This window comes from Maribellus sp. CM-23, from assembly GCF_021354595.1.
GTDB lineage: Bacteria > Bacteroidota > Bacteroidia > Bacteroidales > Prolixibacteraceae > Draconibacterium.
In genome coordinates this window covers 108,923-131,513 of record NZ_JADWYJ010000005.1, presented here as the reverse complement: position 1 = coordinate 131,513, position 22,591 = coordinate 108,923, and the positions used below count along the sequence as shown (strand labels likewise).

Here is a 22,591-nt window from a genome sequence, read left to right as displayed (position 1 = left end):
GGTAGAATCGGGGAAGCAAAAAAAAGCCCGGTGAATACCAGGCTGTTATTTTATTCGATGCTATCGGCAATCAATTTTGCGATGGCTTCCATCTCTTCCGGCGGAAACTTTACCTTCTCCGAGAAATGGAGCAAATCCTTTTCACTTTGCATCGGGACAAGGTGAATATGCGCATGCGGCACTTCAAGCCCCAAAACCATCACGCCTACTTTCACACAAGGAATGGCTTTCTGTATTCCAAGTGCTACTTTTTTGGCAAACATTTGCAATCCGGCGTACATCTCGTCATCCAAATCAAAAAGATAATCCACTTCTTTTTTGGGAATCACCAACGTGTGCCCTTTGGCTGTTGGGAATACATCGAGAAAGGCCAGAAAGTTATCGTCTTCAGCAACTTTGTAGGCTGGTATTTCTCCGTTTACAATGCGCGTGAAAATGCTTGCCATTTTTAATTAAATTGAGATTTCTACAATTTCAAAAGGAATGATACCTGATGGAACTTTGATTTCCACCACATCGCCCACTTTTTTCCCGATCAGCCCTTTGGCAATCGGTGTCTGAACTGAGATTTTCCCTTCTTTCAGGTTTGCTTCACTCTCCGGCACCAGCGTATACTGCATAGTTGCATTATTCTTTTGGTTCCGGATGGTTACCTTGTTCAAAATCTGAACTTTCGACGTATCAATTTTTGATTCGTCGAGAATACGGGCACTGGCCACTTTCGACTGCAACTGGGCAATTTTTGCTTCCAGCATTCCCTGTGCATCTTTTGCTGCGTCGTACTCCGCATTTTCAGAGATGTCGCCTTTTTCGATGGCCTCGCCAATCTGTTTCGAAATCTTCGGTCTTTCAACCGTCACCAGACGCTCAAGCTCCTTTTTAAGCTTGTTTAGTCCGTCCTGTGTTAAATATGTTACTTCGGACATTTCTTATCCTCCTTCATTTTTCTTTTTGATACTATAATAGTGCATAAAAAAATAGAAAGAATCCCGGTTGCCCAGGACCCTTCCTTTCCTGCAAATGTAAATAATTTATTCAATTTTGAAATGATCCGGCCGAAAAAATATTCATAATGAATGATTTATATATACTTCCGGTTCATTATCTCGCTGTATATAATGGCCTTTCGGATGGAAAATTCTTCCCCGTCAACCATCACCCGCTTTTTAGCCTCGCGCTGGAGAATTTTCTTCTCTCCCACCACTTCAGAACTTCCCTCGGCTTCAGCCTTAAACTGATAAACAGGCTTGGGTTCGGGCACAGTATCCACCACTTCGTCGTAAAGATCGTCCTCCTCCTGTGGTACCGTTTGGTAAACCGGGGGCCGCTCTTCCTGTTGCATAATCATTTCCCAGAAATCAGTAGGCTGCCCTGCCTCTTCGGAAGCAGACGCCTCGGCCTCTCTTTTCTTTTTCCGTTGATTGAGCGCCCCTACCACTGCAACCAGAATCGTTAATATTATGACGATCAGATCATCCATGAGTCATACGGCTTACGCAATAAATTGCTACTTTTGATAGTTCCAGTAAAAATAATAAAAATGAAGCAGTTGATTTTAAGAAGTGGGAAGTATTTATTTTTTTTCGTACTGGTTTTGTTGCTTTCGCTATCGTGCAATGAAATAGACTCGCAAATTCCCGATGTTCCGGTTGCGTTCCAGGTTAGCCTGATAACGCACAACGAACTTACGGTTCCCGGAAACTCCGTTTATTTTCCCGGGCCCGGGTTTGGCGGCTTAATTATTTATTGCGAAATGGAAGGTTCGTACTACGCCTTTGACGCAGCCTGCACCAACGAAATAAACTCGAGCTGCCGGGTTGATAGCAAAGGTGCCACCGGAACCTGTTCCTGTTGCGAATCGCAATTCATCTTTATTGGAGGCAGTGTTGTAAAAGGCCCGGCTTCAGCCCCGCTCAAACAATACAATGTATCGCGTTTTGGAGATATGCTAAGGGTTTACAACTAAAAACGGGCCCCAAAACTGAGACCCGCTTTCTGATATCCTTTCGTATAGATTAATACCTGTAGTGTTCCGGTTTATACGGTCCTTCTTTGGGCACACCCAAATAAGCGGCCTGCTCATCGGTTAGTGTGGTCAGCTTAACACCAATTTGCTCGAGGTGCAAACGAGCCACTTCTTCGTCGAGTTTTTTCGGAAGTGTATACACACCCACTTCGTACTCATTTTCCCAAAGCTCGATTTGTGCAAGCGACTGGTTGGTAAATGAATTACTCATAACAAACGACGGGTGACCGGTGGCACAACCCAGGTTTACCAGGCGTCCTTCAGCCAGCAGATAAATGCTGTGTCCGTCTTCGTATGTATATTTATCTACCTGTGGTTTGATATTCGTCCGCTGAATTCCGGGCCATTTTTCAAGACGTGCTACCTGGATTTCGTTGTCAAAGTGACCGATGTTACAAACAATGGCCTGGTCTTTCATTTTAGCCATGTGCTCGCCGGTGATCACATCTTTGTTTCCGGTGGTGGTTACATAAATATTTCCTTCACACAATGCGTCTTCCATGGGTTTAACCTCGAACCCTTCCATCGCAGCCTGAAGCGCACAAATCGGATCGATTTCGGTAACAATCACCCGCGCACCGTAACTGCGCATCGAGTGGGCACAACCTTTACCCACATCACCGTAACCGGCAACAACTACCACTTTTCCGGCAATCATAACATCGGTGGCACGCTTGATACCATCCGCCAGCGACTCACGACATCCGTAAAGATTATCAAACTTCGATTTGGTTACCGAATCATTCACATTTATGGCGGGGAACAGCAATTTGCCTTCTTCCTGCATCTGGTACAAACGGTGAACCCCGGTGGTTGTCTCTTCCGAAACACCTTTCACCTCTTTGGCTACTCTTTGCCAACGGGTAGGATCTTCTGATAGAATCTGCTTCAGTATCAGGTTAAGTTGCAACTCATCTTCGCCCTCAGCAGGTTTATCCAAAATGGCTGCATTGCTTTCAGCTTCATATCCGCGGTGAATCATCATGGTAGCATCACCTCCATCGTCTACAATTACGGTAGGGCCAACGCCATCGCCAAAGTTCAGGGCCTGCTCGGTACACCACCAGTATTCTTTCAGCGTTTCGCCTTTCCAAGCAAAAACAGGAACACCAGCCTGTGCAATAGCGGCTGCCGCATGATCCTGAGTCGAGAAAATGTTGCAGCTTGCCCAGCGAACATCTGCTCCCAATTCCACCAGTGTTTCAATCAAAACAGCGGTTTGAATGGTCATATGAAGACTTCCCATGATGCGGGCACCTTTTAAAGGCTTCGATGGGCCAAATTTTTTCCGGATCGACATCAGTCCCGGCATTTCTCTTTCCGCGATCTCTATTTCTTTTCGCCCAAAATCAGCCAGTGAAATATCGGCTACTTTGTAAGCAAGTTTTTCGTTAACTGCAACTGTCATATTTTGTTGTATTAATTGTTACAAATGATAAAGCGGTGCAAAAGTAACATTTTTGCATGTAAAAAGTTGAATATGTTTATCGGTATCTTAATTCCCCATGTCGGAGAAAAATTTGACACGCATCAGCCGGATATCATCTTCCGAATATTCATCCTCTCCCAGCTCGTCCAATGCCTCTTGCACGGAATCTGACTTGGCCTCCCTGAAATAATCAAAAATCTCCTCCTGATGATCTTCATCCAGCACATCGTTGATGTAGTAATCAATGTTCAGTTTTGTGCCTGAATTAACGATTGCCTCCACTTCGCTGATCACTTCCGAAACTTCAATTCCTTTGGATTCAGCGATATCTTCGAACGAAATTTTGCGGTCGATGCTTTGAATGATGAAAACTTTCATTTTCGACTTGTTGGCCACGGTGCGCACCACCAAATCTTCCGGGCGTTCAATGTCGTTGTCTTCCACATATTGCTTGATCAGCTCCACAAAATCCTTTCCGTACCGGCGGGCTTTCCCCTGGCCAACACCCTGAATATTCTGCAATTCCTCGATGTTGATTGGATACTGAATCGACATATCTGAGAGCGAAGGATCCTGAAATATTACGAACGGCGGCAGATTATGCCGCTTGGCAATACGCTTGCGCAGATCTTTTAACATGGAAAACAGCTGCGGATCGCCACTCGATCCTCCGGAGGGTGCTCCTCCTTCGCTTTCGGCTTCTTCCTCGTAATCATGATTTCGCACCAGCATAAAACTTACCGGATTGGCCAAAAACGCATGTCCTTCGGGCGTAACCTTCAGCAAACCGTAGTTTTCAATGTCTTTATTGATAAGGCCTGCCACCATCGACTGTCGGAACACGGCATTCCAGAAACGTTCGTCGTGATCGGCACCCGTTCCAAACGATTCAAGCGTGTAGTGCTTGAACGATTTTATGGCAGCGGTCTTGTTCCCGATCAAGATATTGGCAATGTGGTCGCCTTTGTATTTTTCATTCACCTCCAAAATGGCTTTCAGCGCAATAACAATTTCCTCCTGGGCCTCGATCTGCTCTTTCGGATTTAAACAATTATCACAATTGCCACAGTTTTCCTGCTCGTATTTTTCCCCAAAATAGTGCAACAGAATAATCCTCCGGCAAATCGCGGTCTCGGCATAAGAAACTGTATCCAGCAGCAGTTGTTTCCCGATTTCCTGCTCGGCCACCGGTTTTCCGTGCATAAATTTCTCCAGCTTCTGAATGTCTTTGTAGGCATAAAAAGTGATACATTTCCCTTCGCCGCCATCACGACCGGCACGCCCGGTTTCCTGGTAATATCCCTCCAAACTCTTCGGAATATCGTAGTGAATCACAAAACGCACATCGGGTTTATCGATCCCCATTCCAAAAGCGATGGTCGCCACAATCACGTCCACCTCTTCCATCAGAAACTTATCCTGGTTGGTTGAACGGGTATTGGCATCCATCCCGGCATGGTATGCCAGTGCTTTGATGCCGTTTACCTGCAGGTTTTCAGCCAGTTCCTCCACCTTCTTCCGGCTCAGGCAGTAAATAATCCCCGATTTCCCTTCGTTCTGCTTGATAAACCTGATAATCTGGTTCACTGTCTTCACCTTCGGACGTACTTCGTAGTAAAGGTTTTCGCGGTTAAACGATGCCTTAAACACTTGTGCATCCAGGATTCCAAGGTTTTTCTGTATATCGTGCTGAACTTTTGCCGTTGCCGTTGCCGTTAACGCAACAATCGGCGATTTACCGATCTCTTCCACAATGGGCTTTATCCGCCGGTACTCAGGCCGAAAATCATGCCCCCATTCCGAAATACAATGCGCTTCATCGATGGCATAGAACGATATTTTGATTTGTTTTAGAAATTCAATATTCTCTTCTTTTGTCAATGACTCAGGTGCCACATACAACAGCTTCGTTTTGCCGTTTATCACATCTTCCTTCACCTGGGTAATGGCTGCTTTCGACAAGGACGAATTCAGAAAATGCGCCACATTATCTTCGGCATTCATTCCGCGAATCGAATCCACCTGGTTCTTCATTAACGCAATAAGCGGAGAAATAACAATCGCTGTTCCTTCCATTATCAGCGCGGGCAACTGGTAGATCAGCGACTTTCCTCCCCCCGTTGGCATCAACACAAAGGTGTTATCACCGCCCAACACACTTTTGATCGCAGCTTCCTGCTGGCCTTTAAAGCGATCAAAACCAAAAAAATGCTGCAGTCGCTCCAGCAAATCAATATCCTTATACATAACTAACTCTCCCACAATCTACTATTTAATCGAATAGCAAATTCTAATTTATTAAAAGTAAATAAAACAGCAATGATTTTTAATGATTTTTAAAGCTTGTCATTTGTTTTCATAACATCTGCCTCAAACCTTAACCCTTTCCATTTTTTATTCCCTCAATACAAATATGGAAAGTTTTCCGTTCAAAAACTGCTTAAATATGATTTCAATTTGAATTCATGCAAATCACACCTGCCAATAATAAATAGCTTCTTATAATATATGTATATTCGAAACCTCGGAATTAGCGGCTTTACAGATTTCGAAAATGTGAAATTTCAAATGCCAAAAATTCCTGTACATTTGTGAAGTTTTTATTAAGCCTGAAGCCAATGAGCGAAGAAAATACCAGAGAAGAACAAAGCACAAAAAAGCGTAAAGCACAAAAAGTAGAATCAGAAATGTCGTTTCTGGAACACCTCGAAGAATTAAGGTGGCACATCATTCGTTCTTTTATTGCCGTGTTTGTGTTTGCAATTGTTGCTTTTGCTCTCAAAAGCCTCATTTTCGATACGATTATAATGAAACCGATGACCCCGGAGTTCTGGACCAACCGAATGCTGGCCAAACTCGGGGAAATGGTAGGAACCGATGCACTCAATATCAACCAACAGCCGTTGCATCTGATTGCCATCAAAATGTCGGATCAGTTTATGATGCACATTATGATTTCAATCATTGCCGGACTTGTCATAGCTGCACCGGTGGTTTTTTACGAATTCTGGCGCTTTATTAAACCGGCATTGTACGAAAAAGAACAAAAACATGCCGGCGGCGCTGTATTTTATACTTCTATACTGTTTCTGTTGGGTGTACTTTTTGGTTATTTCCTGATCGTACCGCTTTCCATACAGTTTTTGGGAACCTATAGTGTATCAGAGTCGGTTACCAACCAAATCAATACCCGGTCGTACATTGCTACGGTCACTTCTATTTCGCTGGCATCCGGGGTAGTCTTTCTGCTTCCTATCTTCTCTTACTTTTTGAGCAAGGTTGGAATTCTCACCCCAAAGTTTATGAAAACTTACCGGAAGCATGCCTATGTGTTGATGTTGCTGCTCTCGGCCGTTATTACGCCTCCAGATGTTTTCAGCCAGATTATGGTTTGTATTCCTTTGGTGTTGCTGTACGAAGTAGGAATTTTCATCTCGCGCCGGGTGGTTAAAAAACGTGAAATGGAGATGAATGCCTTGTAATTCATCCAAAAAAAATCCGTTATTTGAACTCAAATGATTTTACGAGCAGAAAATATTGTCAAAAAATACCGGAAAAGAACCGTTGTAAAAGGGGTTAGTTTTGATGTAAAACAGGGCGAAATTGTAGGTTTGCTGGGCCCCAACGGTGCCGGAAAAACCACGTCGTTTTACATGATCGTAGGCCTGATCCAGCCTTTTTCCGGAAAGATCTTCCTCGACACTGAGGAGATTACCAAGCTGCCGGTATATAAAAGAGCCCAAAAAGGAATTGGGTATTTGGCCCAGGAAGCTTCTGTTTTCAGAAAGCTCAGCATCGAAGACAACATTCGTGCTGTGCTCGAAATGACCGATTATTCGAAAGAATTCCAGAAAGAAAAACTAGAAACGCTCTTGGATGAATTTAGCCTGCAACATATCCGCAAAAGTAAAGGAATCCAGCTGTCGGGAGGAGAACGGCGTCGTACCGAGATTGCACGGGCGCTGGCCATCGATCCAAAGTTTATTTTGCTCGATGAGCCCTTTGCCGGCGTAGACCCGATTGCGGTGGAAGACATCCAGCAGATTGTAATGAAGCTCAAAGAAAAAAACATCGGTGTATTGATTACCGACCACAACGTGCACGAAACGCTTACCATTACCGATCGTTCGTACCTGTTATTCGAAGGTAACATCCTGAAGGCCGGGACTGCAGAAGAGCTTGCTGCCGACGAAGATGTAAGACGTGTTTATCTCGGACAAAACTTCGAACTGCGATAAAAATGATTTTTTTTGCATTTTTTTATTTGCAAATCCAAAAAACTTGCTTTTCTTTGCAGCGCTAAAATAAAAACGGCTTTTTAAACGAAAGAAGACCAAAATTTAGCTGAAATATTTTTCCTGAAAAATTTGGCAGATAACAAAAATGCAGTATTTTTGCAGTCCCAAAATAAGGGGAATTAACATGATGGCCCGTTCGTCTAGGGGTTAGGACGCAAGATTTTCATTCTTGTAGCAGGGGTTCGAATCCCCTACGGGCTACTAATTTTTTTTAAAGAAGAAACGTAGAAATGGCACATCATAAGTCAGCATTAAAAAGGATCCGTCAGGATGAAAAGAAGAGAGTACACAACAAGTACTACGCAAAAACTACTCGTAATGCAATTAAAGCATTGCGTAATGCTACTGACAAGGAAGAAGCTGCAAAGCTGTATCCGGGCGTTGTTGCTATGATTGATAAACTGGCAAAACGTAACATCATTCACAAAAACAAAGCATCGAACTTGAAATCAAGTCTGGCTTTAAAAGTGAATCAGTTGTAAGAAACAACATTCAACAAGATAGAAGCCTCTCCGCAATGCGGGGAGGTTTTTTTTTGCCTCAATCTGACATATGTTCCGGAACAATCGATTCGGTCTTTTACAAATCATTTATTCTGTTTATTTTTAAAAGAGAAGTTCCGGAGATATGAGCGACTACAAAAAGCTAAATATTAAAGACTGGGCAGCGGAAGACCGGCCACGCGAAAAACTACTCGCAAAAGGCGCTCGTTCGCTTAGCGATGCCGAGTTGATTGCCATACTTATTGGGTCGGGAAACCTGGAAGAAACAGCCGTGGAGCTTTCGCGCAGGATACTCGCCGCCGTGAACAACAAGCTGAACGAACTTGGACAAAAGAACATCGAATTCCTGAAAACTTTTAACGGAATTGGCGAAGCAAAAGCCGTCACCATTGCAGCAGCACTTGAGTTGGGAAAACGCCGCAAAGACGCCGAAGTGTTCAGCAACAACAAAATTACCGGGAGCAAAGACGCCGCCGATTATTTCTCTCCTTTGCTCGAAGACCTGAGCCACGAAGAATTCTGGGTGATGCTGCTCAACCGCGGCAATAAAATAATCGATACGTTTATGATCAGCCAGGGAGGCATTTCCGGAACCGTGATCGACGTAAGAATTATCCTGAAACCCGCCATTGAAAAACTAGCCAGTGCCATTATATTGTGCCACAATCATCCGTCGGGGACCATGCAGGCTTCCGATGCTGACAAAAAAATAACCAGAAAAATCAAAACCGCCGCCGAAACCATGGACATTGCCGTGCTCGACCACATCATCATCGGGCACAACAATTACCTGAGTTTTGCCGACGAGGGAATGCTAAACTTTTAAACGAAACCAAATGATACTGATCTACTCTGAAAAGATTACCTCCCGAATCGAGTACATTTCGAAGCTCATTTTTACCAACATCCTGCAAACGGAAGTTGCGTTCACAAAAAATTCAAAGGAATTTCAGCAACACGATGGGCCAAAGTTCAACTATTCGTACCAAAAATTTGGGGATGAGTTTTACATCAAGCCACACCGGCTGATCCTTCAGAAAGCATTGATCAAGCCAAGCATTCAACCGGTTTGGTACGAAGGGAACAAATACTTTTGCGAAAGTTCGCAGGATTCCGATCTGCCGTTCGATCCGCTGGCTGCCTCTTTTTACCTGGTTAGCCGCCACGAGGAATATACCGACAAAACCCGCGACAAACTCGATCGCTACACGCCGCAAAACAGCATCCTCGTAAAATACAATCTCTTTCAGAAACCGGTTGTCAATATTTGGGCACAATTGCTGGGAAACAAGCTAAAAGAAAAACATCCCGAGTTGAGTTTCCCTCAATCCCAATTTGACTTTATTTCAACCATTGATATCGACAATGCCTGGGCCTATAAAAACAAAGGTTGCTGGCGAACAGGTGCTGCCCTGCTAAAATCGTTTTTTAAAGATCGGGCTGAATTCAGGCAAAGATTAAACGTACTGACCGGGAAAAGCCAGGATCCATACGACACTTATGAATACCTGAATACGGTATTTCAAGGAAACGAGGAGAAGGTAAAGTTCTTTTTCCTGCTGGGCGACTGGGGCCGTTACGATAAAAACATCTCGCACCGCAACAAATCATACCAAAAACTGATCCGCACCATCAAAGAAAAATACGATGTAGCGTTGCATCCTTCTTTTGCCTCCAGTAAAAAAGGGAACCGCAAAAAAACGCGCACCGAACGAATTCGTTTGGAAAAAATCCTGAAATCCAATATTCTGAAAAGCCGTCAGCATTTTCTGCGGCTTCAGCTGCCCACTTCGTACCGGCGGCTGATCAAAAGCGGAATTGTGGAAGACTATACAATGGGTTACTCTTGTTTGCATGGATTCAGGGCTGGTATTTGCACGCCTTTTTACTTCTACGACCTGGAACGCGAGACCGCCACCAACCTGCTGGTTGTGCCCTTCCAGGTTATGGACGGAACCTTTACGCACTACCTGAAACTGTCTCCTGACAAAGCTTTTGAAGAAATTAAAAAAATCATGACCGAAGTTAAGAATGTTGGTGGTACATTTGTGAGTATCTGGCACAACGAAACCGTTAACGACAAAGGAATCTGGAAAGGTTTCCGCCAGGTGTTTGAAGACATGAACCAACTTGGATTTAGCTGGGCAAATGAAAGAACAACCCAACATTAGGTACATAAAAAATAAGGACATTGATTACAACAAGTGGGATAACTGCCTGAACAATTCCCCCAACCAGCACATTTATGCCGCCTCCTGGTACCTCGACCGTGCTGCCGACAACTGGGATGCGCTGGTAATGGGCGATTATGATTTTATAATGCCACTGCCCGTGCGAAAAAAATGGGGAATCTCCTATGTCTATCAACCCGATTACTGCCAGCAACTGGGAATATTCCCGGCTCCTTCGGAAGAAATCACCAGGCAATTCTTTCTGAAAGTTTCGCAGCTCTTTAAATATTGCGACACACAGGTGAACACAAAAACGCCTATGGAGAATACCGGCCTCCACTTGAAAATTTCGCCCCGCACCAACTATATTCTTCCTTTAAATATGAATTATGCCGGGTTGTATTCGGGGTATTCGCCCGATGCCAAAAAGAACCTGAAAAAAGCACATAAAAAGAACCTGAGCTTTGTGGCAGGAATTCAACTGGATGATTATTTACAACTCAGAGCCGAAAACCCCTGGCGGGAATTCTCGGAAGAAGATTGGAATACAGCCAAGCGCCTGATCGCATTTGGGCTGTACAAAGGAATTGGAAGAATTTACGGGATTTACACTCCTTCCAACGAATTGTGTGCGGCCGGTTATTTCTGCAAATACGGCAACCGCGTTACATTCCACGATTCTGTTGCAAATAAGACCGGCAAAAAATCGGGTGCCATGCGGCTTCTGATCGACGGCTTTATCCGTGAAAATGCAGGGAAAAATACAACACTTGATTTTGAGGGCTCCACGGTGCCGGGCATTGCTCACTTCTTCAGCGGCTTCGGAAGTTACCCCGAAACCTATTTTCTGGTCAAATACAATGGTTTACCTTTGCCACTTCGGTGGATCAAATCCTGAATTCCGATGGCAAATATTCCTCGTTCCATATGCAAACAAGTGGCCCGGGTTGTTCCGGCGAAAACTTTATTCCGGCTAAATACTCCCGCTTTTCTACCCTTTTACCATACCGTAAGTAACAGTCATTTGGCCCATGTTCTGAACTATCCGTACAGAGATGCCAACACATTCGAAAGCGAACTCGATTACATTCTAAGATATTTTACACCCGTTCCGCTGGAGGAGTTCTATGCAAACCCATTCAATTCCGTGAAAAAATTTCATCTGACATTTGATGACGGGCTTAGCGAATGTGCCGAAATAATTGCGCCCATTTTATCGCGGAAAGGAATTCCGGCAACCTTCTTTATCAATTCTGATTTTGTGGGCAACAAAGCGCTTTTTCACCGTTACAAAGCCAGCCTGCTGTTAAACGGTTTGCTGACAAACCCCGATTCAGAAACCGAAAGTTTTTTGGCCAAACACGGTATCTTCCGGCACAATCTGCTAAAAACTCCATATCATCAAAAGGATCTAATTGACCAAGCAGCCGAACTGCTTGAAATGGATTTTGCTGCATTTTTAAAGGAACAACAGCCCTACATGACCAAAAGTCAGCTAAAGCAGTTACACAAACAAGGATTTACGATTGGCGGGCATTCGTGTTCCCATCCCGAATTCTGGCTCATGAAAAAAAATGCACAGTTCGATGAAATTGAGAAAAATATGGAGTGGATCAACCACCACTTTGAGCCCAAAATAAAAGCCTTCGCCTTCCCTTTTACCGACCACGGAGTTTCGGAAAAGTTGCTAACCAAATTGGTGAAAAAGCAAATATGCGACATTACCTTTGGAACGGCCGGCCTCAAATACGACAGTGTAAGTACGCACTTTCAACGGTACCCGGTTGAAATGCCCGGCGACTTTGTTAACAACCTGAAGGCGGAATTTCTATACTTTCTTATCAGAAAATGGGTGGGCAAAGCAAGAGTGAATCACTAAACGCCTGCTATTTTCTACAACTGAATATCAACTCTCGTTTACCATCTCCCAACCTGAATTGGGCATTTTCTGCGGCTGTAAAATGCGTACGGTAATCGATAGTTTTCACGTTAAAACCGCCCGCTTCCAACCGATCCTGAAAATCCATACCGTGCAAACGGCATAAATCAAATTCTCCGTAACGAGCCAAACGGTCTTCGGGCGAAACGATCTTACTATCCTCCAAAGTAACAGAAGAGTCGAGGTCTAAAACAGACATAATAATTGCCTCGCCACCCGGAGAAAGTACCCGGCACAGCTCTTTAACAGCCTTTGCCTCATCAGGCACGTGTCCCAAAACATGCGAACAAATTATCAGATCAAAATAATTATCCGGAAAATGAATATCTGTAATATCAACCACATTCCGTGCATAAGCCGGATCGATATCGCCATCCACATATTCAGCGTCAAGTTTTTTAAGAATACGAAACAAAGAATATTCCGGGGCAACGTGCAAAATTTTAGGCCTCTTCATGGTAAAAATTCCGGTTTCATTTCTCAGGTACAATGTCAAAACCCGCGTCCGTTCAAGCGAGCCACAATAAGGGCACTGGGCATTTTCCCGTTCGATATTCCCTTTTGGAAGAAATTTCCGAAACGATTTCTGGCAACAATTACAATAAAACTGCTGCCCCGAATAGAAAGGAGAAATCAGTATATTGAAATAAATCCTTATTTTTACGCGCAGTTTTTCCGAAAACAGGTTTTTATAGATACGTTTTATCATAAACTGTACATGTTGTCAATTAGTCATTTATATCAAAAAATCTTTGCTTTCCCTGATTTAAAGCCATTTTTATTTGCCCCAACCAGTTTTAGCCAGCATCTGACAACAAAGAAGATCGCGGATTTTTCTCATGAAAAATGCGAAACCAAAATTAAAAAGAAAACTCACTTTTATAAACTGCGATAGTAGAATATGAACATAAAAACTTTAGGCAACAATCATTCTATACTGGACCAATACCTGGCCGAGATCCGTGATATTAACATTCAAACCGACCCGCTTCGTTTTCGTGATAACCTGAACCGCATTGGGGAATTATTTGCTTACGAAATCAGTAAGGAAATGGAATTCGAAGTACAAGACGTACAAACGCCGCTGGGTGTGGCAAAAGTTCCGAAATTAAAGAGTCAGCCTGTTTTGGCCACCATTCTGCGTGCCGGACTGGCCATGCACAACGGGCTTCTCCGGGTTTTTGACCGGGCGGAGAACTGCTTTATTTCGGCTTTCAGAAAATATACCGAAGGTGGAAAATTTGAAATTGAGTTTGAATACATGGCATCGCCGTCGCTCAACAACAAAGTAGTTATTCTTTCCGATCCCATGCTGGCCTCGGGAAAATCGATGGAAATTGGTTACGAGGCACTGTTCAGCAAAGGAAAACCGGCGCACATTCACATGGTTGCCATCATTGCCAGCGAAGAAGGCGTTAACTATGTAAAAGAAAAAATCAAGGCAGACAATGTTACCTTGTGGCTGGGTGCTGTAGACCCCGAAATGACGCCTAAATCATACATTGTTCCCGGCCTGGGTGACGCCGGAGACCTTGCCTTTGGCGAAAAAATTGACTCGAAATAAGTAAAAGCAAGAATGCCATCCCATCTGATTACTCAGAGAGATGGCATTCCTGACTTTCTCAACAAACTGCTTTTCGCAGAAAAAGATATTTTGAAGTTTAGAAGTAAACTTCCACGTTAATGTTTTCTCTTCCAAAACCTTTGTCGCTCAGAATCTCCATCGAATCAAAGATCATATCGCTGTTTCCGCACAGGTAAAAAGACGTGTTTTTGTCAAAGTCCGTCTTCTTGAGGTATTCCGTTAAACGACCTCTAAAATTCCCTTTATCATCGCGCGAAGTACAAAGCGTGTATCTGCCTGCTTCATAAGCATCTCTTTCATAGGCTTCATCGGCATAACGCACTCCGTGGATCAAATGGAAATCCAAGCCCGGGTTGCTTTGAACCATGCTGTGAAAAGGCGCAATGCCGGTTCCGCTGGCAATAAAAACATGCTTATTGTTTTTCAGATTCTTTTCATCCAATCCGAACTTACCGAACGGGCCGTGTACCTCCACCATATCGCCTTCTTTCAGATGCGACAGTTTCGGCGAAAAATAACCACCATCTACTTCCTTCACCAACACTTCCAGGTTAGTACCACCCTCAGCACTGTATATAGAGTATTCGCGGCTTTGATAATCGCCCGGAATAGACAAAGACACATGTTGCCCTGCCACAAACTTAAACCGGCTTCTGGGCATCGAAAGAATAAAAGCATGCTCTGTTAATCGCCGAATTTCTGCAATCTTGTAGTAATTTGCATCAATCTGTACTTCTGGTTTCATATCAATTGTCATGGTATTATGCTTAAATTTTGTGCAAAAATAGAACTTTTTTAGTAAAACACTTTTTAGTATTTTATTTTAACCGATAATTACAGACAATTAACCGATTCTTAACACCATTGTTTACCCTAAGTGCCTAATTTTAAATAGAAATTATTGAAAGCATATTAACAATCTTTATCAGAATAAGCCAAAACAATCAACTCTTAAAGTGAGCATAAGAATGGAATACGCGATACAAGGCTGATTCACAACCCTGCAAATTCCACACGATGCTACTGAGGGAAAACAATTTAACCGCATGAAAACTCTAATCACCTATTGCACAACACATGGCTGCACCGAAACAGTGGCCCGTGAACTAAAACAACTGCTGGGACAAGAGGTAACTCTTTGTAACCTGAAAAAGGAAAAAGCACCCGACCTCTCTCAGTTCGAAAGAATTATTGTTGGAGGTTCCATCCATGCCGGACAAATTCAAAAAAGAATCAAAACATTCTGCCGGCTTAATATCGCAGAGCTACAAACGAAAGAGCTGGGCCTCTTTATTTGTTGCATGGACGAAGGAGAAGAAGCGCGAACTCATCTGAACAATGCCTTCCCTGAAGAATTGCTGGAACATGCCAAAGCAACGGCTTGTTTGGGTGGCGAATTTAACTTTGAGAAGATGAATTTTCTGGAAAAGTTTATCGTTAAGAAAGTAGCCAAAATAGATCACAGTACTTCGAAAATGGATCAACAGGCCATTCGTAAGTTCTCGAACCGCATGGACCGGATCTTTAATCCCTTTCTATTCCTGGCCTAAAATTTCAGGTAAAAGTCCCGGGTCAGCGCGACATACTCTTCTGTAAAAGAACCATCAGAATTATAAATTGTCAAACAGTCTTCGTTGAGGACTGTTTCCTTTTTTCCCAGCTCCAACAGGACACGGTTGACTTTCTTTCCTGCTTTGGGGAAAATTTCGGTTTTGCGGCAAAGCCACAAGTTATTTTCTCTAGCCCAATACTGAATCTCTTCCAAGGCTTCAATGGGCAAAATCAATGCAATTTTACCGTTCTCAGCCAACAAGTCGGCGGAACAGGCGATAAGCTCCGAAAAAGGAAGTAAGTCGTTGTGACGGGCAATGGTTCGTTCCGTGTAAGCTGCCCGTGTTGCCTGGCTAAAAAAGGGAGGATTTGACACGATCAGGTCGAAAGAAGACGAGGCAGATTTGACAAACTCCTGCAAAGAAATCTTCTGTACTTCAACGCGCTCTTTCCATCCGGAAGCACTTACGTTCAGTGATGCCTCGCCGGCCGCATTTTCTTCGATCTCTATCGCTGTGATCTGCGCGTTCGAGCGTTGAGCCAGCATCAGCGCAATCAGTCCAGTTCCGGTGCCAACATCGAGTATCTGCCGGGCGGAATCAGGCTGAACCCAGGCACCCAGCAACACACCATCCACACCCACTTTCATCGCAGATTTTTCCTGGATAATCTTAAACTGTTTAAATTGAAAGTAGTTGTTTCTGCCCATTACATTATAAAACGTTTGATGCCGTCTTTTAAACGAAGCACATTAAAATTAAGCAGCAAACCTAAGTGGAAGTTTCCAATTTTCAAATAGGTTAGAACCTGAGCGAAATGTACATCTGTAAAAGTTTCCACGGTTTTTAATTCCACTACCACTTTGTTTTCTACCAGTAGGTCAATTCTGTAACCATGGTCAAGCTTGATTTCCTTGTAAATAATTGGCACGGGCTTCTCTTTTTCCACCTTTAAACCCGCCGCAGTCAATTCGTAAAACAGGCATTCTTTATAGGCCGATTCCAGCAAGCCGGGTCCAAGTGCTTTGTGAATTTCGATGGCCTTTCCGATTACGAGATTAGAAATTTCATTTTCTGTCATTTTGCTGTGCTTTGGATTGAGCTATTAAATTACACAAAGTTTCACAGAGTTGCCACAAAGCGCCCCAGAGATTCTTTGAGCTGCCTTTGCGGTTCTTTGTGTAATCGAGAAAAGCATCAGAACTTTTCAAAAACCCCCAGCCCAAACAAGGCAAAGTCGTATTTGATGGGATCTTGCGGATCAAACCGGCGCAGGTTGGCGGTAATTTCTTCCACGGCTTTCCAGTCGCTTGATTTGCGCTGCAAAAGCCCCAGTTTTCGTCCTACGTTACCCGTATGAACATCCAGTGGCAGCATGAGTGCCGATGCCGGAATCCCTTTCCAAAGTGCGAAGTCCACCCTGGCTTTATCTTCCCGAACCATCCACCGCAGGTACATATTCAGCCGTTTGGCCGATGCACCTTTTCTGACGTTTGAAACATGCTTTTGGGTACGTTCTCCCGGAAGTTCAAAAAACAACCCGTGAAAATGCGCCAGCGCAGCCCAGGCCGTATCACCATTTAAAAAGCCCTCTTCAAATACTTTTTGAAGCCCGCCATGGCTGGTATAGATATTTCGTAAAGATTGAATGAAATACACACAATCGTCGCCATTGAAAGTCCGGTGTACGAATTTTTTCAGGCGTTTTAACTCTGCTGAAGAAGCATACAAGACAAAACTGTGCGGATCTTCATCCAGCAGTTGCATTAAATACAGTGCATTTTTTATGATTGCTGCCCGGGTTCCCCAGGCGATGGTTGCAGCCAGAAAACCGGCAATTTCGATGTCTTCTTTTTTTGAAAACCTGTGCGGAACCTGGATCGGGTCTGTTTCGATGAACTCGGGACGGTAAAACTCCTCCACTTTTTCATCCAAAAAGGCCTTTAGTGTATCAAAATCCATGGTACTACTCAATCACTCCGTCTTTGATCTGAATAATGCGGTCGGAACGTTCCGCAAAATGATCGTCGTGGGTTACGATGATAAAAGTCTGGCCCAGTTCGTCGCGCAGTTTGAACAACAGATCGTGCAACTCGTCACGGTTGCTCGAATCGAGGTTACCCGAAGGTTCGTCGGCCATGATCACCGAAGGATCGTTTATCAGCGCCCGGGCCATAGCTACCCGCTGTTTTTCGCCGCCGGAAAGCTCTGATGGCTTGTGCTCCATTCTTTCAGACAGCCCCAGAAAGTCGAGCAGTTCTTTGGCTTTTGCTTCTGTTTTCGCTTTGGATTCTTTGGCAATAAAAGCCGGAATGCACACGTTTTCCAACGCAGTAAATTCGGGCAACAGATGGTGAAACTGAAAAACAAATCCAATTTCCCTGTTTCGGAAAGCAGCCAGTTGTTTTTCCGACATGGCCGATATTTTCTTGTCCCTAAAATAAATATCACCGCTGTCGGGTTTGCTCAATGTTCCGAGTATTTGCAACAAAGTAGTTTTACCTGCACCACTGGCTCCTACGATTGAATATATTTTTCTCTCCGGAATTTCCAGGTCAATACCTTTCAAAACCTTTAAGTTCCCAAACGACTTGTGTATGTTCTCAGCCTTTATCAAAACAATGATTTTAGAGTTTCACTATTTCGTAAACAACGTAAGCCAGGTAAGCAGCCACTAAAATAAAGCCGGTAAGCTTTCCGACCTTCCAGCGCCGAACCAATAAAAGCCCGATAAGTAGAACCACCGAACCCAACAAAATAAGTACGGAAGTTACAATATCTCCACCTGCATCCACTGTGCCTCCTGAAAGCGACATCACAATCAGGAAGGGTAAACCCAGTCCTACCAGAATATCAAAAATATTGGAACCTATTGCATTGCTAACAGCCATGTCTCCCCTTCCCTGTTTGGCCACGATAATCGATGAAAACAAGTCGGGTATTGATGTTCCCACTGCAAGCACGGTCAGTGCAATAATGGCCTCCGGAATGTTCATCAGGTGAGCCGTTTTTACCGCAGCCTCAACCAGAACATAACTAAGTGCCGCAATCAAAACAATGGAAAAGAAGAAAACGAGGTAATACCTTTCAGCTTTGGGAAAAATAAAACGTAGAAACTGATCCAGTGGTTTTGTAATCTTATTGTGTTCTCCGTGTGCTTCTTCCACTTTCTCTTCAAACTCCACATCGTTGTAAGGCAAAATACGCCGCCAGTATACCACTGCCACCACATAGACCACGTACAATCCCAAAAAGGCAATGGATTCGGTTAAGGTGAAATGACCATCCCAAATAAATACCACCAGCATGATTACCGTGAGGGTATAAAAGAGGATGTCGCGGAACATGGGCTTCCAGTTTAATTTGCTACTTTTTACCAAAGCTGCCGCCCCCACAATCACCAGAAGGTTAAAAATCGCGCTTCCCACAATGCTTCCGATACCAATTACCTGGTGCTCGCCCGGTTTCAGTACCGCAAACAAAGCCACAAAAAGCTCCGGAGCGCTCGATCCAACGGCCATTAAGGTTGCTCCCGCGGCATCGCTTGAGAGACGAAGGTCCCGCGAAATTTTATCGAGTGAAGCAACAAAGAATAGATCCACAATCCGCGCCAGCAATACAAAGCTGAGCAGCAAAATAAATATGTACAATGCTATTGCCAAGAAGGTGTATTTTAAAGTAATTAATCCTCGAAGTTTTTCTGAATTCCGCTATTGATCTCCGAGGTTTCCTTCTTTACCGTTGAAGTGACATCGTTGATATCCCTTTTTATATCTGAGGTGTTGGCGTCGAGTTCACGCTTTATTTCGTTGGTAGCCTTTTTGAATTCACGCATTCCTTTTCCAAGCGTTTTGGCGATATCAGGAATAGCTTTTGACCCAAAAAACAGCAAAGCCAGCACCATTACCAAAACCAACTCACCTCCGCTTATGAATAAAAGACAACTCATTCTTCTAAATTTAAATCACAAATATACAAAAAGTAAAAAGCCGGAAGTTTGAAGAAGACAGAAAAACTCCTGCCCTTTTCCAACTTCCGGCAATTATATCCAAAATTATCGGATCAAACTACTTTTTTCTACTTTCTACCACTTTCTTAACCCTGTTACGAGTATCGTAAGCAATCGGAGTTGCAATAAAGATAGAAGAATAAGTACCTACAACAATACCCACCAGCAAGGCAAATGTAAAGCCTTGAATGGTAGCACCGCCAAAGAGGAAGATCGCCAGCAATACTACGAAAGTTGACAACGAAGTACTAAATGTACGACGCAGTGTACTGTTCATAGCTTCGTCCATGTTTTCTTCGGCACGGCGTTTTGGATGCAGTCCCATGGTTTCCCTGATGCGGTCGAAAACTACCACCGTGTCGTTGATTGAGTAACCCAACACTGTCAGAATAGCCGCAATAAATGCCTGGTCAATTTCCAGCGAGAACGGAAGCACACCTGCCAATAGTGAGAAAAGTCCCAGAACAATCAACGAGTCGTGTGTTAATGCAGCGATCGCACCAAGTCCGTACTGCCAGTTGCGGAAACGGGCCAAAATATACAGGAAGATAATAATCAGAGAGAACGTAATAGCAATGGCCGATTCATTGCGGATATCGTCCGAAATGGTTGGTCCTACTTTTTGAGAACTCTGCTGGTAAACATCCGTAAATTGCTCCAGAGTTACTCCCTGGTCAATTAATCCGGCGTCTTTCAAACCTTTCATCAACAAAGCTTCCACTTCGTTGTCGATGTTTTCGCTATCGTCATCAATCTTATAATCAGTAGTAATCCTTACCTGGTCAGCTTCTCCATAGGTTTTTACTTCAGGAGCTCCATCGAAAACAACCGCCAGTGCATTTTGTACATCGGCCACTTTTACATCCTGGTCAAAACGAACCACATACGTTCTACCTCCTTTAAAGTCGATACCGTAATTCAATCCGCGAACTACCAGCGAGCCAATCGAAAGTACAATCAACGCTCCAGAAATAATATAGGCAATCTTTCTTTTTTCCAGGAATTTAATACGTGTATTACGCAGCCAGTTTTCGGTAGCACTGGAAGCAAACAAAATACGTCCGCCTTTTCTCAGCTGCCATTCAAAAATCAAACGGGTGATGAAAATGGCTGAGAACAACGAGGTAAGAATACCAATGATCAAGGTAGTAGCAAAACCTTTGATTGGGCCTGAGCCAAACATGTAAAGCACAATACCTGTCAACAAAGTGGTCACCTGACCGTCGATAATCGCAGAATACGCGTTTCGGTAACCGTCAGTTATCGCCAATTTAATTCCTTTACCCGCACGAAGTTCTTCCTGAACACGTTCATAAATAAGCACGTTGGCATCCACCGACATACCAATGGTAAGTACAATACCGGCGATACCAGGTAATGTAAGAACAGCACCCAACGAAGCCAGAATACCAAAGATGAAAAGCATGTTGGCTACCAGCGCAATGTTCGCTGCCAAACCTGCATTTTTACTGTAGAAGAACAACATGTACACCAATACCAGTGCAAAAGCAATGATAAACGAGATTAAGCCGCTGTTAATCGCTTCCTGACCCAGTGACGGACCAACAACATCTTCCTGGATAATACGGGCCGGAGCCGGCATTTTACCCGATTTCAAAACGTTCGCTAAGTCCTTTGCTTCTTCAATACTTTCCAAACCGGTGATGCTTGAACGTCCACCCGGAATTTCACCGTTAACCGTTGGGAACGAACGCACATAACCGTCCAGAACAATCGCAATTGATTTGCCCACGTTTTCTTTGGTCATACGCTGCCATACTTTGGCTCCTTCGCTGTTCATCTGCATCGACACTTCCGGATTCGAACCCATCTGGTCAAAATCCTGGCGGGCATCGGTAATCACTTCACCATCCAGCGGTGGACGTCCGTCACGGGTGGTTACTTTCAGCGCAATCAAACGATAAAACATGCCAGCTTGATCCATCGACTTAGCGGTCCATGCGAACCTCATATCCCTTGGGAAAAGGTTTCTGATCTGTGGATTGTTCAAATATGAATTTACTTTCGCAGTATCTTTTCCCTGCGTATAACCTATCGAAGGCCCTCTGAATAATTGCCCGGTTTGATCGGTACTTGGAGTAAGCACTGCAAACAATGGATAGTCTTTCTGGAAATCAGCCATGTTGTCGATTCCGGTTGCTGATGAGTCAGCAGAGCTTCCTGCTTCCATTTCTGCCAATAACGAATTTTCGCCGGTGGTATCCTGTTCTGCTGTCTGAGTTTCAGTAGTGGCTTCTTCTGCTACTTCTTTTTCTCCGTTAACAGCATTCATTTCGCGAATTTTTTCGTTGGCCTGCATCAAATACGGGTAAACTTCCTGGTTTTCGTAAGTTTCCCAGAACTCCAGGTTAGCAGTTCCCTGCAAAAGCGTACGAACACGGTTTTGGTCTTTTACCCCCGGAAGTTCTACTAGGATACGGCCACGTGTTTGTAGTTGCTGAATGTTTGGCTGAGCCACCCCAAAGCGGTCGATACGCGTACGAATAATATTGAAGGCGTTATCGATGGCTGCATCGGTTTCCTTGCGGATAACATCCAATACGTCAGCATTGCTAGAGTTAAAAGTCACACGGTCGCGCAGTTCGAGTGTATTAAAAATCGACGCCAGTTTGGCATTCGGATCCACTTCATCAAAAGCCTTTCCGAAAAGCGTTACATAATCGTCCTGCGAATTGGTTTGCAACTCGTCGGCGCGTGCCAATGCTTTGTTAAAAGTTTCGTCGGTACTATAATTCGACATCGCACGGATAATGTCCCTCACTTCTACTTGAAGCGTTACGTTCATACCGCCTTTCAGGTCAAGACCCAGGTTCATTTCCAGTTCACGAACATCTTTGTACGTAAATTTTTTCAACCCGAAGAAGTTGTACACCACTTCTCCTGCCATTGAATCCAGGTAACGGTATTCCACATCCGGATTTCCTTGAGCATATTCCTCGGCATCTTTTTTAATCTGTTGAGACTTCCAGCTAAAAGATAACTGGTAAAGACTCACAGCTGCCAACAGAATTGCAAAAGTTAAAATTGCACCTTTGTTTTGCATTTTAAATTAAATTTTAA

General features: G+C 43.9%; 24 protein-coding genes and 1 tRNA gene. 11 read left to right on the top strand and 14 right to left on the bottom strand.

Going from position 1 to position 22,591, the window contains the following annotated elements; genetic code table 11:
- Nucleotides 1–50: 50 nt before the first annotated feature.
- The 3 genes from INQ51_RS16960 to INQ51_RS16950 form a co-directional block, all read right to left on the bottom strand.
- Nucleotides 51–446 carry an HIT family protein gene (locus tag INQ51_RS16960; RefSeq protein ID WP_233379140.1) on the bottom strand — a complete coding sequence of 132 codons (396 nt, stop codon included), beginning with the start codon at nucleotides 444–446 and terminating at the stop codon, nucleotides 51–53.
- A 6-nt stretch (nucleotides 447–452) separates the two neighbouring features.
- Nucleotides 453–926 (bottom strand): transcription elongation factor GreA, encoded by a 474-nt coding sequence (gene greA / locus INQ51_RS16955; RefSeq protein ID WP_119436518.1) that lies wholly within the window; start codon nucleotides 924–926, stop codon nucleotides 453–455.
- A gap of 155 nt (nucleotides 927–1,081) precedes the next feature.
- Nucleotides 1,082–1,480 carry a hypothetical protein gene (locus INQ51_RS16950; protein WP_233379139.1) on the bottom strand — a complete coding sequence of 133 codons (399 nt, stop codon included), beginning with the start codon at nucleotides 1,478–1,480 and terminating at the stop codon, nucleotides 1,082–1,084.
- Between the two features lie 60 nt (nucleotides 1,481–1,540).
- Here INQ51_RS16950 and INQ51_RS16945 point away from each other — a divergent pair, with 60 nt between their 5' ends.
- Entirely contained in the window at nucleotides 1,541–1,966 is a 426-nt protein-coding gene (locus tag INQ51_RS16945; RefSeq protein ID WP_233379138.1) for a Rieske 2Fe-2S domain-containing protein, read from the top strand.
- Between the two features lie 49 nt (nucleotides 1,967–2,015).
- Here INQ51_RS16945 and ahcY read toward each other — a convergent pair whose 3' ends face one another.
- A complete protein-coding gene (ahcY, locus tag INQ51_RS16940) occupies nucleotides 2,016–3,434 on the bottom strand; it encodes an adenosylhomocysteinase (protein WP_233379137.1) in 1,419 nt (472 codons plus the stop codon).
- 87 nt (nucleotides 3,435–3,521) lie between these two features.
- The gene (gene recQ, locus INQ51_RS16935; protein ID WP_233379136.1) at nucleotides 3,522–5,717 is read right to left on the bottom strand and encodes a DNA helicase RecQ; all 2,196 of its coding nucleotides are present in this window, start codon (nucleotides 5,715–5,717) and stop codon (nucleotides 3,522–3,524) included.
- A gap of 356 nt (nucleotides 5,718–6,073) precedes the next feature.
- On the opposite strand from recQ, the gene tatC reads away from it, so the two are divergent.
- From tatC to INQ51_RS16895, 8 genes are all read left to right on the top strand, one after another.
- The gene (tatC, locus tag INQ51_RS16930; RefSeq protein WP_233379135.1) at nucleotides 6,074–6,937 is read left to right on the top strand and encodes a twin-arginine translocase subunit TatC; all 864 of its coding nucleotides are present in this window, start codon (nucleotides 6,074–6,076) and stop codon (nucleotides 6,935–6,937) included.
- A gap of 33 nt (nucleotides 6,938–6,970) precedes the next feature.
- Nucleotides 6,971–7,693 carry an LPS export ABC transporter ATP-binding protein gene (gene lptB / locus INQ51_RS16925; RefSeq protein ID WP_233379134.1) on the top strand — a complete coding sequence of 241 codons (723 nt, stop codon included), beginning with the start codon at nucleotides 6,971–6,973 and terminating at the stop codon, nucleotides 7,691–7,693.
- Between the two features lie 189 nt (nucleotides 7,694–7,882).
- Nucleotides 7,883–7,954, top strand: a tRNA-Glu gene (locus INQ51_RS16920).
- A gap of 29 nt (nucleotides 7,955–7,983) precedes the next feature.
- The gene (gene rpsT, locus INQ51_RS16915; protein WP_119436511.1) at nucleotides 7,984–8,235 is read left to right on the top strand and encodes a 30S ribosomal protein S20; all 252 of its coding nucleotides are present in this window, start codon (nucleotides 7,984–7,986) and stop codon (nucleotides 8,233–8,235) included.
- Between the two features lie 145 nt (nucleotides 8,236–8,380).
- Nucleotides 8,381–9,082 (top strand): RadC family protein, encoded by a 702-nt coding sequence (gene radC, locus INQ51_RS16910; protein WP_233379133.1) that lies wholly within the window; start codon nucleotides 8,381–8,383, stop codon nucleotides 9,080–9,082.
- A gap of 10 nt (nucleotides 9,083–9,092) precedes the next feature.
- A complete protein-coding gene (locus INQ51_RS16905; RefSeq protein WP_233379132.1) occupies nucleotides 9,093–10,427 on the top strand; it encodes a polysaccharide deacetylase family protein in 1,335 nt (444 codons plus the stop codon).
- Nucleotides 10,405–11,325 (top strand): hypothetical protein, encoded by a 921-nt coding sequence (locus INQ51_RS16900; RefSeq protein WP_233379131.1) that lies wholly within the window; start codon nucleotides 10,405–10,407, stop codon nucleotides 11,323–11,325. Before INQ51_RS16905 ends, INQ51_RS16900 begins: the two co-directional genes overlap by 23 nt.
- Nucleotides 11,326–11,331: 6 nt before the next feature.
- Nucleotides 11,332–12,306 (top strand): polysaccharide deacetylase family protein, encoded by a 975-nt coding sequence (locus tag INQ51_RS16895; RefSeq protein WP_233379130.1) that lies wholly within the window; start codon nucleotides 11,332–11,334, stop codon nucleotides 12,304–12,306.
- A 7-nt stretch (nucleotides 12,307–12,313) separates the two neighbouring features.
- Here INQ51_RS16895 and INQ51_RS16890 read toward each other — a convergent pair whose 3' ends face one another.
- Nucleotides 12,314–13,075, bottom strand: coding sequence for a class I SAM-dependent methyltransferase (locus tag INQ51_RS16890; RefSeq protein WP_233379129.1), 762 nt, complete (start codon nucleotides 13,073–13,075; stop codon nucleotides 12,314–12,316).
- Between the two features lie 192 nt (nucleotides 13,076–13,267).
- Here INQ51_RS16890 and upp point away from each other — a divergent pair, with 192 nt between their 5' ends.
- The gene (gene upp / locus INQ51_RS16885; RefSeq protein ID WP_233379128.1) at nucleotides 13,268–13,930 is read left to right on the top strand and encodes a uracil phosphoribosyltransferase; all 663 of its coding nucleotides are present in this window, start codon (nucleotides 13,268–13,270) and stop codon (nucleotides 13,928–13,930) included.
- Nucleotides 13,931–14,027: 97 nt separating this feature from the next.
- On the opposite strand, the gene INQ51_RS16880 is transcribed toward upp, so the two are convergent.
- Nucleotides 14,028–14,708, bottom strand: a complete 681-nt coding sequence (locus INQ51_RS16880) for a ferredoxin--NADP reductase (RefSeq protein WP_233379127.1) — start codon at nucleotides 14,706–14,708, stop codon at nucleotides 14,028–14,030.
- Between the two features lie 289 nt (nucleotides 14,709–14,997).
- Between INQ51_RS16880 and INQ51_RS16875 the strand changes: the two genes are divergently transcribed.
- Nucleotides 14,998–15,501, top strand: coding sequence for a flavodoxin domain-containing protein (locus INQ51_RS16875; RefSeq protein ID WP_233379126.1), 504 nt, complete (start codon nucleotides 14,998–15,000; stop codon nucleotides 15,499–15,501).
- Here the strand turns inward: INQ51_RS16875 and INQ51_RS16870 are convergent.
- From INQ51_RS16870 to secDF, 7 genes are all read right to left on the bottom strand, one after another.
- On the bottom strand, nucleotides 15,498–16,211 hold the full coding sequence (locus INQ51_RS16870) for a tRNA1(Val) (adenine(37)-N6)-methyltransferase (RefSeq protein ID WP_233379125.1): 714 nt from the start codon (nucleotides 16,209–16,211) through the stop codon (nucleotides 15,498–15,500). The two genes, INQ51_RS16875 and INQ51_RS16870, sit on opposite strands and share 4 nt — an antisense overlap.
- On the bottom strand, nucleotides 16,211–16,582 hold the full coding sequence (locus tag INQ51_RS16865) for a GxxExxY protein (RefSeq protein WP_233379124.1): 372 nt from the start codon (nucleotides 16,580–16,582) through the stop codon (nucleotides 16,211–16,213). Before INQ51_RS16865 ends, INQ51_RS16870 begins: the two co-directional genes overlap by 1 nt.
- Nucleotides 16,583–16,698: 116 nt before the next feature.
- Nucleotides 16,699–17,475, bottom strand: coding sequence for a TIGR02757 family protein (locus tag INQ51_RS16860; protein ID WP_233379123.1), 777 nt, complete (start codon nucleotides 17,473–17,475; stop codon nucleotides 16,699–16,701).
- Nucleotides 17,468–18,118 (bottom strand): ABC transporter ATP-binding protein, encoded by a 651-nt coding sequence (locus tag INQ51_RS16855; RefSeq protein WP_233379122.1) that lies wholly within the window; start codon nucleotides 18,116–18,118, stop codon nucleotides 17,468–17,470. Before INQ51_RS16855 ends, INQ51_RS16860 begins: the two co-directional genes overlap by 8 nt.
- A 10-nt stretch (nucleotides 18,119–18,128) precedes the next feature.
- Entirely contained in the window at nucleotides 18,129–19,163 is a 1,035-nt protein-coding gene (locus tag INQ51_RS16850) for a calcium/sodium antiporter (protein WP_233379121.1), read from the bottom strand.
- Nucleotides 19,164–19,183: 20 nt separating this feature from the next.
- Nucleotides 19,184–19,450, bottom strand: coding sequence for a twin-arginine translocase TatA/TatE family subunit (locus INQ51_RS16845; protein ID WP_119436498.1), 267 nt, complete (start codon nucleotides 19,448–19,450; stop codon nucleotides 19,184–19,186).
- A 118-nt stretch (nucleotides 19,451–19,568) separates the two neighbouring features.
- Entirely contained in the window at nucleotides 19,569–22,574 is a 3,006-nt protein-coding gene (gene secDF / locus INQ51_RS16840) for a protein translocase subunit SecDF (RefSeq protein ID WP_233379120.1), read from the bottom strand.
- Between the last annotated feature and the right edge of the window lie 17 nt (nucleotides 22,575–22,591).

Coding starts and splice junctions, on each gene's coding strand:
- INQ51_RS16960 (WP_233379140.1), bottom strand. CDS start 446: ATGGCAAGCATTTTCACGCGCATTGTAAACGGAGAAATACCAGCCTAC.
- greA (WP_119436518.1), bottom strand. CDS start 926: ATGTCCGAAGTAACATATTTAACACAGGACGGACTAAACAAGCTTAAA.
- INQ51_RS16950 (WP_233379139.1), bottom strand. CDS start 1,480: ATGGATGATCTGATCGTCATAATATTAACGATTCTGGTTGCAGTGGTA.
- INQ51_RS16945 (WP_233379138.1), top strand. CDS start 1,541: ATGAAGCAGTTGATTTTAAGAAGTGGGAAGTATTTATTTTTTTTCGTA.
- ahcY (WP_233379137.1), bottom strand. CDS start 3,434: ATGACAGTTGCAGTTAACGAAAAACTTGCTTACAAAGTAGCCGATATT.
- tatC (WP_233379135.1), top strand. CDS start 6,074: ATGAGCGAAGAAAATACCAGAGAAGAACAAAGCACAAAAAAGCGTAAA.
- lptB (WP_233379134.1), top strand. CDS start 6,971: ATGATTTTACGAGCAGAAAATATTGTCAAAAAATACCGGAAAAGAACC.
- rpsT (WP_119436511.1), top strand. CDS start 7,984: ATGGCACATCATAAGTCAGCATTAAAAAGGATCCGTCAGGATGAAAAG.
- radC (WP_233379133.1), top strand. CDS start 8,381: ATGAGCGACTACAAAAAGCTAAATATTAAAGACTGGGCAGCGGAAGAC.
- INQ51_RS16905 (WP_233379132.1), top strand. CDS start 9,093: ATGATACTGATCTACTCTGAAAAGATTACCTCCCGAATCGAGTACATT.
- INQ51_RS16900 (WP_233379131.1), top strand. CDS start 10,405: ATGAAAGAACAACCCAACATTAGGTACATAAAAAATAAGGACATTGAT.
- INQ51_RS16895 (WP_233379130.1), top strand. CDS start 11,332: ATGGCAAATATTCCTCGTTCCATATGCAAACAAGTGGCCCGGGTTGTT.
- INQ51_RS16890 (WP_233379129.1), bottom strand. CDS start 13,075: ATGATAAAACGTATCTATAAAAACCTGTTTTCGGAAAAACTGCGCGTA.
- upp (WP_233379128.1), top strand. CDS start 13,268: ATGAACATAAAAACTTTAGGCAACAATCATTCTATACTGGACCAATAC.
- INQ51_RS16880 (WP_233379127.1), bottom strand. CDS start 14,708: ATGACAATTGATATGAAACCAGAAGTACAGATTGATGCAAATTACTAC.
- INQ51_RS16875 (WP_233379126.1), top strand. CDS start 14,998: ATGAAAACTCTAATCACCTATTGCACAACACATGGCTGCACCGAAACA.
- INQ51_RS16870 (WP_233379125.1), bottom strand. CDS start 16,211: ATGGGCAGAAACAACTACTTTCAATTTAAACAGTTTAAGATTATCCAG.
- INQ51_RS16865 (WP_233379124.1), bottom strand. CDS start 16,582: ATGACAGAAAATGAAATTTCTAATCTCGTAATCGGAAAGGCCATCGAA.
- INQ51_RS16845 (WP_119436498.1), bottom strand. CDS start 19,450: ATGAGTTGTCTTTTATTCATAAGCGGAGGTGAGTTGGTTTTGGTAATG.
- secDF (WP_233379120.1), bottom strand. CDS start 22,574: ATGCAAAACAAAGGTGCAATTTTAACTTTTGCAATTCTGTTGGCAGCT.